The sequence below is a fragment of the Gammaproteobacteria bacterium genome (genome assembly GCA_028817225.1).
Classification (GTDB): Bacteria; Pseudomonadota; Gammaproteobacteria; order Poriferisulfidales; family Oxydemutatoraceae; genus Oxydemutator.
Map to the genome: position 1 here is coordinate 1 of JAPPQC010000036.1, position 13,244 is coordinate 13,244.

Here is a 13,244-nt window from a genome sequence, read left to right on the forward strand (position 1 = left end):
CGGCGCGGACGGTCATTCTCTGCGGGATGTGCCAGTTGCGGGAAGTGAAGGTCAGCGTGGAGGGTGTGACGACGGCGTCGGCGTCAGAGAGCGGGGTGGCGACGCCTTCCAGCACAACGACCTCGCCGGACGAGGGGCGGACGGGTTCTCTTGTCAGTGACAGGTCAATGTAGCCGCTGGTTCCTTCGGCGATGGTGGTTTGTGATGAATGAATGCGAATGCCGGGTGTCGCGACGGAATAGAGGGCGTTTGCAATGTTCAGGGCGCCGCCGGAGGCGACGGTGTCTGTGACGACAAAGGCCGGGAAACCGGCGGCCATAAATTCCGCTAGCGTCTGCGTTGAAGAGGCAACAGTGTCTGAGAGGACAAAGGCCGGGAAACGGTCCACGGTGTCAAGCAGCGCACTGCGCACCTCGGCAATGGTCAAGTCCGGCTTGTAGGACCAAAGCAGGGCGGCGGCGGCGGAGACATGGGGGGCTGCATAGGAAGTTCCGCTAGGGTCCAAGATATTTCGATGTCCGAGGGGGTTTAAGAAAACTTGCCGAGGGCTGGTTGGTATTTTTTCAGCAGGTGCATACAAGTCGGCTATTACGCTGCCGTAGTTAGAAGCCTCCCAGCGAGTTCGAGTGGTTTTACTTTGCCCTGCGACAACAATAATGTTGTCAAGATTATCCGACCTGTCAATCTTATGGCAGCCTGGTTCGAGTTGCCTCGTTATTTGCCCTGTATTGTTGTAGTTTATACCGTCGTTTCCAGCCCCCTGAACAAACAAAATTCCCTCGTCTTTGAGTTCGCCAAGCCGGCGGTTTTCGTCTATATAATTGGGATTGAGACGGAGCAATTGAAGATTGCAACCTTCTATCTCTCCCGCACTGTAATTCATAACCCGGATATTAACGCGGAACTGACGCTTCATTTTTAGGATGTATTGGTAGGCTTGTATGCGGTTGCTTATGCTTAACAAAGGCATAATCCGGATATTCCAGGCGGCGCCCGCGATTCCATAGCCGTCGTTGCCGCGCGAGGCGAGAATGCTGGAAACCCATGTGCCGTGTTCTGGATCACCGCCATCTTCAAGATTTTTGCCGCTTGAGGTGCGGAAGTTGCAACCGTGGATGTCATCCGTGCAGCCATTGTTGTCGTCGTCCACGCCTTCCTCACCTTCCAGCTCCGCTTCGTTGACCCACAGGTTGGGGCGTAAATCCGGGTTATTGATGTAAAAGCCCCCGTCCAGCACCGCGACCACGACATTTTCGCTGCCGGTGGTATAAGCCCACGCTTCCGGAGCATCCACATCCACATCGTTGTTCGGGTCGTGAAGATTGGTTTGGTCTCCAAAATCCGGGTCGTCGGGCATGGCTCCGAAAAATTCCGCTTTTGATTGTTTGTATGCGTAATCCACCGACGGGTCTTGCTGAATAACCTCAAGCAGCCAATCCGTATCCCATGTGGCAGGTACTTTGGCGGCAGACATATCGAATTGGTCCAGGTAGGGTATGCGGACTTCCTCCATTTGGGAGAGTACCGCCATCGGCCCGTTCGCGGGTTCGGGCACACCGGACAAACGAGCCACCAGCAGCGTCTGGTGTTCGGCCTTTTCATCAAGCAGGTGTTCGGGAATGGTTTTGATGTTTTTCAGGATGGGGCGGAAGTCTTTTTGAATAGCGTTTGTACCGGGTGTTACAACCACATTGCGCGGCGGCGTGGAGAATTCAGCCAGCAGTATCATCATCAGGGCGGCGATAGCCCCCCCAATGTACCATCCGGTTTTCCTTGTTTTTTGCAAAAAAGTCATGCTGGCAAGGCACTTGCAACCGGCCAGAAATGCCGATTTTCTCAATGATTATCATATATCAATTTGTATCGCTTGACAGGAGTAGTTTTTGTGCCAATACTGGCCTGCCAACTTCTGATTAGGAGATTCATCATGAAATTGAATCTTGCGATGACAGCAAGATTTCTTTTTGTATCCGCGGCAATCCTGCCGCTTGCGGCGCCCCTGCATGGTGCGTCGCCGGGCTTTCCTTTTGCCGAAGACTTTCAATCCCAATCGCTGCTGGACAACACCGGGAACCGGAACGCTGCGCGGTGGACCAGCAACGGTGTAACACTTGGGCGTGCAAAGAACCGCCATGCAGTGGACCTCGGTTCCAGCCCGCGAAACGCCAAAATCGGCAATTCAGTAGCCACCATCGGCATCAAAGACATCGCGGCGCAGGACCTGGACGGCGACGGGAATCTTGATGTTCTGATTGCCAACAGCAACGGGATTTTCGCCCATTTTATTGACGGGACGGACGAGGCTGAGTTGGAGTCCATTCAACCCATCAGGATAACGGCAGTGGCGGTGCCGGTTAAAGCCATGGCCTTTGGTGATTTTGACCGGGATGGCAGTGTCGCTGTTGCATACGGACATTGAATACTGTTTGTTCAACGATGGCGGCGTGCGCCATGCGGTGTGTGGTTGGGATTGAGGCAAGGTAGGACAGTGGAACTATTCGCTATTCTCGTTTTTATTTTTTTCGCTTATCTTATTTTTTCTTTCGTTAGTGATCTCTTTTCGATTGGCAATGAGAGGAGAGAACGGAAAGAACAGAAACGGAAATTGGTGTCAGCGCGCCCTGCATTAAGTGCCTGGATTACAGAGGCGGGTATTGACCTTAAGTGTGCGAGGTGCTTGTCCAGTGCCTTCCGCGTGCTTAAATGCAGCCCCCATGGACTGAGCTTTGAAGGACAGTGCACGAACTGTGGTGCTAAAAAATGGTTCAAGGCGACGCGGACAAGCGAACCATTTGATTTTCCTGCCTACGGGTTTTCTAGGTTGGACGAGCTGGATGTAATAATATCCAAGTCGGTGCAGCCCGCTGACGACTCTCAGGAAGAGAATGAGCAGACGAAGAGAAGCAGACATATTTCCGAAAGTGTTCGCCATGAGGTCTGGCGCAGAGACCAAGGCCGGTGTTGTCAATGCGGCAGCAAGGAAAACATCGAATTTGATCACATCATTCCCTTTTCCAAGGGCGGATCAAATACTGCAAGGAACATTCAATTGCTTTGCGAATCCTGCAATGCGAAAAAGCGCGACAGGATATAAAGTGCGAATAACCCCCTAACCCCTCTCCCTCCTCAACGACAACCACGCCCCCGCAAGGCACAGCGCCGCGCCCGCCCCGGTGGTGTACACCACAACACGCGGCCAGAACGCCGCATCGCGCGCAAAATCACTGCCGTAAAGCGACAGCAGTTGCCGCAGGTGGCCGTCAATAACGGCGGTTGCAATCGCGGCGGCGAGGCCCGCCAGCAGGCCGCCGCCGAGGCCGTAGCACAGGGCGGTGTAGAAGAACGGGCGGCGGATGAAGGCGTCGCCGGCGCCGAGCAGCGCGAGAATTTCCATTTCATCGCGGCATCTTTCGGTTTCCGAGCGGATGATGGCGGCGATGACCAGCAGCACAACCGCCGCGAACAGCGCCGCCAGCAGGTGAACGGCGGTGCGCGCCAGCGCGATGATGGCGTCCAGCCGTTGCAGCCAGGCGATGTTGGTTTCGGCGCGGTCCACGCCGTTCAGATTGCGAAGGCGCGCGCTCAGCAGGTTCAGCCCCGGCGCGCGGTCGTGCTGCGCGTCGGGCGTCACTTCCACCACCGCGGGCAGCGGGTTGCTTTCAAACAGCGCCAGCATGTCGCCGATGTCGCGCTGTTCGCGGAACGCGCGCAGCGATTCTTCGGCGCTGATGACGGCGGCCTGCGCGACGCCTTCAATGGCGGCGATTTCCGCGCCCAGGCGGCGCACTTCGGCGTCGGCGGTTTGCGGTTTCAGATAGACCGAGATTCGGGCCGGCGACGAGTGGTCCGGCAGTAGCGCGCCGGTGTTGTGCAGCACGCTCAGCGCAATCGCCGGCAGCGCCAGCGCAACCGCAATCAGCGACAGGGTCAGCGCGCTCGCCAGCGGCGCTTTCGCCAGCCGCGCCAGCGTCCCGGCCAGCGCCAGACGATGGCTGTCAAGATAAAGACGCAGTGTTGCAAACATCGTTCAGGCGCTCGCGGCCAGGCGGCGTTTGCGGCAAAGGCGCGGCATTGCAAACATCATTCCCCCGCCCCCGCCAAACGCCCCTCGTGCAGCGTGATAACGCGGTGGCCCAAACCGCCTATCAGCGCGAGGTCGTGGCTGGCCACCAGCGTTGTCGTGCCGGCGCGGTTGAATTCGCTGAACAGTTTCATGATCTCGCGCGACAACTCCGGGTCGAGGTTGCCGGTCGGTTCGTCGGCCAGCAGGATCAGCGGGCGGTTGACGATGGCGCGCGCGATGCCGACGCGCTGCTGCTGGCCCGCCGACAGCGCCGCCGGGTTCAGCGCCTCTTTGCCCAGCAGGCCGACCTTGTCCAGCGCCGCGCGCACGCGCTTGCCGGCCTCAACGCGCCCGGCGCCGCCGATGCGCAGCGGCAGCGCGACATTTTCAAACACCGGGCGGTCAAACAGCAGGCGGTGGTTCTGAAACACAAAGCCGATGCGGCGGCGCAGATACGGAATCTGCGCGCGCGCAAGGCGCGTGATGTCCCTGCCGTTGACAAACACCTGGCCGAAGTCGGGGCGCTCAATGGCGGCAATCAGGCGCAGCAGCGTGCTTTTGCCGGCGCCGGAATGCCCGGTTACGAAGGCCATCTCGCCGTCGCCTATTTCCAGGTCAATCTCCGCCAGCGCGGTCTCGCCGCGAAAACGCTTGACCACCTTGTGCAGTTGTATCATTCGGGCGCCGCCGTGCCTGCCGCAGTGCTTGCTGTTGCATTTTCCGCGCCCGCCGTGTCAAGGCCGAGCATGGCGCTTGCGTATTCGCGCGCGTTGAACGGGCGCAAGTCTTCCGCCGCCTCGCCGACGCCGATGAAGCGAATCGGAATGCCGAGTTCGGCGGCCATCGCCACCAGCACGCCGCCCTTCGCGGTGCCGTCGAGTTTGGTCGCGACAATGCCGGTTACGCCGAGCGCGTCGTGGAAGGCGCGGGTTTGCGCCAGCGCGTTCTGGCCGGTGCCGGCGTCCACCACCAGCAGCACCTCGTGCGGCGCGGCGGCGTCCTGGCGCGCCATCGCGCGCTTGACCTTTTTCAGTTCCTCCATCAGGTTGCGGTCGGTGTGCAGCCGCCCGGCGGTGTCGGCCAGCAGGATGTCGGCGCCTTTGGCGCGCGCCGACGCCAGCGCATCAAAGATGACGGCGGCGCTGTCGGCGCCCGACTCTTGCGAGACGACGGCGATGTCGCAGCGCCGCCCCCACGCCTCCATCTGCTCGATCGCCGCCGCGCGGAAGGTGTCGCCGGCGGCGAACATCACCGAGCGCCCGCCCGCCTTGTAATAACGCCCGAGTTTGCCGATGGTGGTGGTCTTGCCGACGCCGTTGACGCCGACAACCAGAATCGCAAACGGCTTGCCCGCGCCCGCCGCCGGCACCGCGCCGCCGTTCGGCAACTGGCACGGCGCCAGCACGGCGGCGATTTCATCGCGCAGCAGTTCCAGCAGCGCGGCCAGGTCGCGCGCGCCGCCGCGCCCGGCGCAACTCTTCAGTTTGTCCATGATGGCCAGACTGGTGGCGGCGCCGACATCGGCGCCGAGCAGCCGCGTTTCCAGTTCGTCAAAGAAGCGCGCGCCGTTCGCGCCGCCGTCGCCGAGCAGGCCGCCGAGGCCGCCGGTGAGCCGGTCGCTGGTGCGGGTGAGTTGCTGTTTCAGGTGTTTCAGCCACATGGTTTTTTCCCGTTGTATTGCCGCGCTGTGCCGCCGCGCCGCACACGCGCAGTGTAACCGGGAATTATATCTGTAATATGGTATATTGAAGGCGGCGGGCTGTTTCCCATAACTTTACCCGTAGCAACCAACTTGGAGGTCTTCAATATGCTGGCTGAAAGCGTCTGGATTCTGACACTGGTGAGTCTGGTTCTGTTGTCGGCGGTGTTTGTGTTCGTGATTGCGAACTCCGGCGACGAGCGGGACTATTCCGAGGTGCAGAAAAAGTGGTACGCCATTCGTTCCAAATGGCTGCTGTTTCTTTTTGTGGTCGGCGTCATCGTAACCTGGGCGACGCTGTCGCCTTTCCCGATCACCGACCAGCACGCCGCCGCGGACGAGAACACGACGGTGGTGAAGGTGGTCGCCCGCCAGTGGCACTGGGAGATAGACAACACCGAATACAACGCCGGCGACACCGTTGAATTTCATGTGACTTCCGGCGATGTCAACCACGGCTTTGCCATCTACGACGGCGAAGACCGCCTGCTGACGCAGACCCAGGCGATGCCCGACTATGTGAACAAGGTGCGCCACACCTTCAACCAACCCGGCACCTACAGGGTGCTGTGCATGGAATACTGCGGCCTCGCGCACCACGCGATGCTCGCCGAACTGACCGTCCGGTAACCAACCGTTTGCAAGGGGGAACCCATCATGTCCGAAGCAATCCAATACGACGCCGCCGAAAACCGCACCGGTTTGACCGGCGTCAAGGCATACCTGCTGACCAGCCTGCTGGTCTTTGCGCTGATGATGCTCGCGGGCGTCGTGCTGCGCGCGGCGCAGGGCGCAACTATCAACATTCCGCCTGATGTCTTTTACCAGATCATGACGCTGCACGGCGCCGGCATGGTCGGCGTCGCGGGCTTTGCGGGCGCCGCCGTGCTGTGGTATTTCCTGCGCCAGTATGTGCGGCTGAACGGCAAGGTGCTGTGGCTGAATTACTTCATCTTCCTGTCCGGCGTGGTGCTGATACTCGCCTCCATCCTGATTGGCGGCTTTGCCGGCGCGTGGACGTTTCTGTACCCGCTGCCGGCGCAGTCCATGGGGCTGTGGTCGCCGGCGGCGGCGACGGCCTACATGCTCGGCCTGCTGGTGATAGGCACCGGCTTTCTGCTGCTGTACCTGGACATCGGCATCGCGCTGATCAAGCGCTACGGCGGCCTCGGGCGCGCGCTGGGCGTGCCGATGATGTTCGGCGCCAAGGTGGACCCGTCGCACCCGACCACGGTGGTGGCCGGCACGATGGTGCTGATAGTGAACTTCACCGGCATCGCCGCCGGCGCCGTCGTGCTGGTGTTGTGCCTGTTCAACCTGTGGCAGCCCGCGTTCAAACTGGACCCGCTGCTGATCAAGAACCTGATTTATTTCTTCGGCCATGTGTTCATCAACGCGACGATTTACTCCGGCGTGGTGGCGGTGTACGAGTTGCTGCCGAAATACACCGGGCGGCCCTGGAATGTGTCAAAGCCGTTTCTGTACGCATGGGGCGCGGCGACGCTGATGGTGCTGGCGGTGTACCCGCACCACCTGCTGATGGACTTTGTGATGCCGCCGTGGATGCTGGTGATGGGGCAGGTGCTTTCGTATCTGAGCGGCATTCCGGTGCTGGCGATTACCGCCTACGGCGCGCTGACGATAGTCTATCGGTCGGGCATCCGCTGGGATGTGGCGAGCGCGTGCATGCTGATTGCGATGTTCGGCTGGGCCGGCGGCGTGATTCCGGCGGTGATTGATGGCACGCTGATGGTCAACAAGGTGATGCACAACACGATGTGGGTGCCCGGCCACTTTCATTTCTACCTGCTGCTGGGGCTGCTGCCGATGGTTATCGGCGTTTGCTATTACCTGTCCAACAACCGCGAGAACGGCGGCAAGCCGCTGGTGGACACGGCGGCGTTGGCGATTTATTTCTTCGGCGGGATGGGGCTGATACTGGCGTTTCTGGCGGGCGGCGCCGACAGCGTGCCGCGCCGCTGGGCCGAGCATTTTGAGAGTTGGCGTTTTCTGGGGCAACTGAGCGCCATCGCCGGCGGCCTGACGCTGGCCGGCTTTCTGGTCATCACGCTGCGTAATCTGGTGAAACTGCCGCAGGCCGATATTGCTTGACGCTGGCGGGTGGTGTGTGCGCTGCCTGGTTTTGCCGTTGTCGCTGCGGCTTGCCTTGCCTGACGGCGGCGGATGATGTGCACGCTGATTAGTTCTGCCGCCGCTGTCGCCGCAGCCCGCCCTGCCTGACGGCGGCGGCGGACGATGCGTACACTGTTCAGTTCCGTCGCTGTCGCTGCGGCCTGCTTTGCGGCAATCTGGGCGCAGACGGACGGCTTTGAGGCGTTCACTTCCGAGAGCAAGCGCAGGCTCAGCATCAGCCAGCAGCCGCGGCCTGTTGTCGCGGTGGAATTTCAGACGCAGCGCAGCGAGACGCTCGGCTGGGACGCCTTTCGCGGGCAATATGTGATTGCCGACTTCATCTACACGCGCTGCGGCAGCGTGTGCCACGCGCTGGGGCTTGAGTTTTCGCAAATCCAGAAACAGGCGGCGGACCTGATTGACGGCGGGCGGCTGCATCTGCTGAGCGTCAGTTTCGACGCCGCCAACGACACGCCCGCGCAACTGGACGGCTACCTCGCGCGTTTCGGCGGCGACCCGCGCTCATGGACGGCGGCGCGCGTGACCGACGCGCACGGCGAACGGCAACTGTTTGATCAGTTCGGCATCGTCGTGCTGCCGGACGGCGCCGGCGGCTACGCCCACAACGCCGCACTGCATTTGATTTCGCCCGACGGTGAGTTGATGCAGGTGGTGGATTACGGAGAGTCGGGCGAGTTGATAGCGCGGCTGAGGAAGGTTGCCGGATGAATAGGCGTGCACGCCTGGCCGCATTGCTGGTTGGCTGGATCGTGGTGTCGGCAACGCCGGTTGCGGCTTGGCTTGAATCCTCAATGCTGTTGCATGTTCTTGTGCAATTGCCGTTGCTGGCGTGCGCGGGATGGCTTGGCGGCGCGCTGCTGCCGCTGCCGTGGGTGGAATGGCTGAACCGCTATAACCGCCGCGGCGTGACCGGCGTTGTCCTCGTCAGCGGCGTCGCTTTTTTCTGGATGCTGCCGAGCGCGCTCGATGCATCGCTCGACAGCGGCCTTTTTGCCGCGGCCAAGGCGGTCTCCATCACGCTGCTAATCGGCACGGCGCTGTTCGTCACATCAAGAGTGTGGCATCCGCTGCTGAAGGGATTGTTTTTGCTGGAAGCATGGGCAATGCTCGCCCGCCTCGGCTATGTCTATGCCATCTCGCCCGACCGCCTCTGCACCAACTACCTGTTCGGCGAACAACAACTCCTCGGCGAAGCCCTGCTGTGGCTCGCCGGCGCCTGGGCCGTCCTCTGGACCACCCGCATCATGGCCGGCCCCAACTGGCCAAGCCTGAAAACAACGGGCGAGTAGCCGCGCCAAGCGGGGGGGGCGGCAATTGGCGGGCGCGGTCAAGTATAATTCCTGCTGAAACCATGAAACCGCCACTGAAAAGATGGATGCGAACCGGTGAGCGCCGCGCTGCCGCATCGCCGCCTGCTGGAGAAACCATGAAACTGCCACTGAAAAGATGGATGTACAAGCCGCCTGCGCGGCGGGCTTGCGTGCTGGTTTGCGTGCTGGCCGCCGTGCTGATGTCCGGTTGTGCCCGGATGTTGCCGTTTGCCGCGCCCGCTGCGCCCGCCGCGTCCGAACACGGCGTGTCCGAATTTGTGCTGGACAACGGCATGAAAGTGCTGGTGTACGAAGACCATCGCGCGCCGGTTGTTGTCGCGCAGTTGTGGTACCGCGTTGGCGGCGCCGATGAATACGGCGGGGTTACCGGCATCTCGCATTTTCTTGAGCACATGATGTTCAAGGGCACCCGCAAATATCCGCGCGAGTTGTTCACGAAGACGGTCAAGCGCTACGGCGGGCGCGACAACGCCTTCACCGGCTCCGATTACACCGCGTATTACCAGGTGTTTGAGAAAAGCAGGCTGCCGGTCAGTTTTGATCTGGAGTCCGACCGCATGACCAACCTGATTCTGAAGCCCGAAGATGTCGAGAAGGAGCGCGAGGTTGTCAAGGAGGAGCGGCGCTGGCGCGTGGACGACAGGCCCGAGGCGCGCGTGCGCGAACAACTCTATGCGACGGCGTTCAACAACGCGCCTTACCGCAACCCGGTTATCGGCTGGATGAAAGACATTGAGGAATTGTCGCTTGAAGACCTGAGCGGCTGGTACCAGCGCTGGTATGCGCCGAACAACGCCGTTTATGTCGTGGTCGGCGATGTGGACCCGGCGGAGGTTCGGCGTTTGGCGCGGCGTTATCTGGAGCCGCTTGAACGCCGCCCGCTGCCGCCACGCAAGGCGCGCAGCGAGCCGCCGCAAGACGGCGAACGGCGCGTCTCGGTGGCGGCGCAGGCGGTGCAGCCATACATCGCGATGGGTTACCGCGCGCCGCGCGCAGGCGACACCCCGGTTGAATGGCATCCGTACGCGCTGGCGGTGCTGGCGGCGGTGCTCGGCGAGGGCGGCACATCGCGCTTCGCCCGGCGCCTGGTGCGCGGCGACGCCATCGCGCTGCACGCCGGCGCCGGTTACAGTCCGTACAGCCGTTACGATGATTTGTTCACCATCAGCGCCGCGCCGGTCGCCGGTGTTGAAATGACGATGCTTGAAAACGCGATTGACCGCGAGGTGGATGAACTGCGCGAGAACCTGATTGACGGCGAGGAACTCGTCGCCATCAAGGCGCGCCTGATCGCGCACGAAGTGTACCGCCGCGACTCCATCAGCCACCAGGCGTATCTGCTCGGCAGTCTGGAGACCGTCGGCGCCGGCTGGCGCGAGTTGTTCCGTTACCGCAAGCGCATCGAGGCGGTTACGCCGGAGCAGGTGCGAACAGTCGCGCGGGAATACCTGACGCCCGCGCGCCGCTCTGTCGCGGTGCTTGAACCGCAGGGAGTTGAAGGCCAATGACGCACCCGTCAAGACTGCTGCCGTTGTTCGGCCTGCTGTTTTTTGCGCTGTCCGGTTTGCCGCCGTTTGCGGGCGCCGCCGCCGCGGTTGAAATTGAGCACTGGCGCACGCCGCAGGGCATTGATGTCTATCATGTGCAGCGCACCGAACTGCCGATGCTCGATGTGCGGCTGGTGTTTGATGCCGGCAGCGCGCGCGACGGCGACGATTACGGCCTTGCCAACCTGTCGGCGCACCTGCTGGGGCGCGGCGCCGGCGGCCTTGACGCCGACGAGATTGCGATGCGTTTCGAGCATGTCGGCGCGCAGTATTCGGCGTCGGTCGGGCGCGACATGACATCGCTGTCGCTGCGCACGCTGGTCGCGCCGGACTACATCAGGCAGGCGATTGACACCTTTGTCACGGTGCTGTCAAAGCCGGATTTTCCGCCGCTTGAGTTTGAACGCCTGAAGAAACAGGTGCTGACCGGCATTGAAAAACGCGCGCAGGAGCCGGGCACGCTTGCGGGGCTGGCCTTCAGCCGCGCGATTTACCGCGGCCATCCGTACGCGCATTCGCCGCAGGGCGAGAAGGACAGCGTCGCCGCCATCACGCTGAAGGATGTGCGCGCCTTCTATCGGCGTTACCTGGTGACGCGCAACCTGACGATGGTTGTCGTCGGTGACCTTGCGCGCCCGCATGTCGAGGCTTTCGCGGCGCGCGTCGCGGCGGCGCTGCCGGCGGGCGCGGCGCCGGCGCCGCTGCCGCCGCTGCGCGACATCACCGCGCCGCGCGAGATACGGGTGCCGTTCAAGTCGGCGCAGGCGCATGTGTTCATGGGCCAGCCCGCCGTCGCCCATGACCACGCCGATTTCTTTCCGCTTTATCTCGGCAACCACATTCTCGGCGGCAGCGGCTTCGGCTCGCGCCTGATTGAGACGGTGCGCGTCGCCAACGGCTATGCATACAGCATCTGGAGTTATTTTGTGCACCGCCGCGAGCGCGGCGCCTTTGTGGTCGGCTTCGAGACGCGCGCCGACCAGGCCGAAGACGCCATCGCGCTGACGCGCAATGTCATCGCCGAGTTCAAGCGCAACGGGCCGCAAGACGAGGAACTGGCGCTGGCGAAGGACAATGTGCAGGGCGGCTTTCCGATTCGCACCAGCGACAACGGGAAGATTCTCGACTGGGTGACGCGCATCGCCGTCCACCGCCTGGATCTTGATTTTCTCGACACCTTCGTCGGCAAGGTGCGCCAGGTTGAAAAGGATGACATTGTGCGCGCGTTCCGCAATCGCATTGCCGACGATTTGACCGTGGTCGTCGTCGGCGGCTGAGCCGCGCCGATGCCGCGCACGCCGCCGGGCAAAGTCCGCATCATCGCGGGCGACTGGCGCGGACGCCATCTTGAGTTTGCCGACGAACCGCATCTGCGGCCAACGCCGGACCGCGTCCGCGAGACATTGTTCAACTGGCTGCAACCGGCGATTGACGGCGCGGTTTGTCTCGACCTGTTCGCCGGCAGCGGCGCGCTCGGCTTTGAAGCGCTGTCGCGCGGCGCCGCGCACGCCACGCTGGTGGACGCCGACGCGCGCGTGTGCGCGCAGATACGCCGCGAGGCGAAACGCTTCGGCGCACACGGCATTGAAGTGGTGCACGACAGCGCCGAACGCTTTATTGCGAACGCCGGTGCTGCACGCGGCATTGAGGCCGCGCACGACAGCGCCGAATACTTTTCCGCGAACGCCGGCGCCGCGCGCGCCTGCGATATTGTTTTTCTCGACCCGCCGTTTGCCTCTGACCTGCTCGCGGAAACCTGCCGTTTGCTGGACGGGTGCGGCGGGCTGATTCATCCGCGCACGCTGATTTACGCCGAGGCCGCCGCCGGTTCGTTCGCGCCGCCGCCGCACTGGCGCCGCGTTCGCCGCTCGCGCGCGCACGATGTGGAGTATTTTCTGCTGACGGCGGCGGGCGCGGCGGCGGCGTTGGAGTAGAATACGGCGCATGAGTCTGATTGCGGTTTATCCGGGCACATTCGACCCGATCACCAACGGCCACACCGACCTCGTGCGCCGCGCGCAGCCGCTGTTCGACCGGATTGTCGTCGGCGTCGCGGGCGCGCCGGGCAAGACGGCCTTTTTCAGCCGCGCCGAACGCATTGACATGGCAACGCGCGTGCTCGCGCAATACGCCGGCGTCGAGGTGCACGGCTTTGACGGCCTGCTGGTGGACTTTGCGAGGGAGCATTCGGCCAGCGTTATTCTGCGCGGGCTGCGCGCCGTGTCCGACTTTGAATACGAGTTTCAACTGGCCGGCATGAACCGCAAACTGGACGACTCGCTGGAGTCGGTGTTCATGATGCCGTCCGACGAGCACGCTTTCATCTCGTCCGGCCTGGTGCGCGAGATTGCCGAACTCGGCGGCAATGTCTCGGCCTTCGTCGCGCCGGAGGTCGAGGCCGAGATGAAACGCAAAATCGGAGAACGCTGATGTGTGCGGCGGAGGCGGTG

14 protein-coding genes are annotated in these 13,244 nt (G+C 62.3%); 10 read left to right on the forward strand and 4 right to left on the reverse strand.

Going from position 1 to position 13,244, the window contains the following annotated elements; genetic code table 11:
- Nucleotides 1-1,732 (reverse strand): S8 family serine peptidase (locus tag OXU50_05015; protein ID MDD9869233.1); only part of this gene is annotated, 1,732 nt, incomplete at its 3' end.
- Nucleotides 1,733-1,927: 195 nt separating this feature from the next.
- Between OXU50_05015 and OXU50_05020 the strand changes: the two genes are divergently transcribed.
- Complete coding sequence (locus OXU50_05020; GenBank protein ID MDD9869234.1) at nt 1,928-2,419, forward strand: VCBS repeat-containing protein; 492 nt, start codon at nt 1,928-1,930, stop codon at nt 2,417-2,419.
- Between the two features lie 69 nt (nt 2,420-2,488).
- Nucleotides 2,489-3,094, forward strand: coding sequence for an HNH endonuclease (locus OXU50_05025; GenBank protein MDD9869235.1), 606 nt, complete (start codon nt 2,489-2,491; stop codon nt 3,092-3,094).
- Between the two features lie 15 nt (nt 3,095-3,109).
- Here the strand turns inward: OXU50_05025 and OXU50_05030 are convergent, their stop codons facing one another.
- Genes OXU50_05030 through ftsY form a run of 3 tightly spaced genes read right to left on the reverse strand, consistent with a single transcriptional unit; the run spans nt 3,110 to nt 5,723 of the window.
- Complete coding sequence (locus OXU50_05030; protein ID MDD9869236.1) at nt 3,110-4,024, reverse strand: permease-like cell division protein FtsX; 915 nt, start codon at nt 4,022-4,024, stop codon at nt 3,110-3,112.
- 56 nt (nt 4,025-4,080) lie between these two features.
- Nucleotides 4,081-4,740 carry an ATP-binding cassette domain-containing protein gene (locus tag OXU50_05035; protein MDD9869237.1) on the reverse strand — a complete coding sequence of 220 codons (660 nt, stop codon included), beginning with the start codon at nt 4,738-4,740 and terminating at the stop codon, nt 4,081-4,083.
- Nucleotides 4,737-5,723, reverse strand: coding sequence for a signal recognition particle-docking protein FtsY (ftsY, locus tag OXU50_05040; protein MDD9869238.1), 987 nt, complete (start codon nt 5,721-5,723; stop codon nt 4,737-4,739). The genes OXU50_05035 and ftsY overlap by 4 nt, the downstream gene beginning before the upstream one ends.
- A 132-nt stretch (nt 5,724-5,855) precedes the next feature.
- Between ftsY and OXU50_05045 the strand changes: the two genes are divergently transcribed.
- The 8 genes from OXU50_05045 to coaD all read left to right on the forward strand — a co-directional run bounded on the left by OXU50_05045 (nt 5,856) and on the right by coaD (nt 13,224).
- Complete coding sequence (locus tag OXU50_05045) at nt 5,856-6,392, forward strand: hypothetical protein (GenBank protein MDD9869239.1); 537 nt, start codon at nt 5,856-5,858, stop codon at nt 6,390-6,392.
- Between the two features lie 27 nt (nt 6,393-6,419).
- Complete coding sequence (locus tag OXU50_05050) at nt 6,420-7,874, forward strand: cbb3-type cytochrome c oxidase subunit I (GenBank protein MDD9869240.1); 1,455 nt, start codon at nt 6,420-6,422, stop codon at nt 7,872-7,874.
- Nucleotides 7,875-8,018: 144 nt separating this feature from the next.
- Nucleotides 8,019-8,624 carry an SCO family protein gene (locus OXU50_05055; GenBank protein MDD9869241.1) on the forward strand — a complete coding sequence of 202 codons (606 nt, stop codon included), beginning with the start codon at nt 8,019-8,021 and terminating at the stop codon, nt 8,622-8,624.
- Nucleotides 8,621-9,205, forward strand: a complete 585-nt coding sequence (locus OXU50_05060; protein ID MDD9869242.1) for a hypothetical protein — start codon at nt 8,621-8,623, stop codon at nt 9,203-9,205. The genes OXU50_05055 and OXU50_05060 overlap by 4 nt, the downstream gene beginning before the upstream one ends.
- Nucleotides 9,206-9,342: 137 nt before the next feature.
- The gene (locus OXU50_05065; protein MDD9869243.1) at nt 9,343-10,755 is read left to right on the forward strand and encodes a pitrilysin family protein; all 1,413 of its coding nucleotides are present in this window, start codon (nt 9,343-9,345) and stop codon (nt 10,753-10,755) included.
- A complete protein-coding gene (locus OXU50_05070) occupies nt 10,752-12,071 on the forward strand; it encodes a pitrilysin family protein (GenBank protein ID MDD9869244.1) in 1,320 nt (439 codons plus the stop codon). Before OXU50_05065 ends, OXU50_05070 begins: the two co-directional genes overlap by 4 nt.
- A 9-nt stretch (nt 12,072-12,080) precedes the next feature.
- Nucleotides 12,081-12,728, forward strand: a complete 648-nt coding sequence (gene rsmD, locus OXU50_05075; protein MDD9869245.1) for a 16S rRNA (guanine(966)-N(2))-methyltransferase RsmD — start codon at nt 12,081-12,083, stop codon at nt 12,726-12,728.
- Between the two features lie 10 nt (nt 12,729-12,738).
- On the forward strand, nt 12,739-13,224 hold the full coding sequence (gene coaD / locus OXU50_05080) for a pantetheine-phosphate adenylyltransferase (GenBank protein ID MDD9869246.1): 486 nt from the start codon (nt 12,739-12,741) through the stop codon (nt 13,222-13,224).
- The last annotated feature ends 20 nt before the right edge of the window (nt 13,225-13,244 follow it).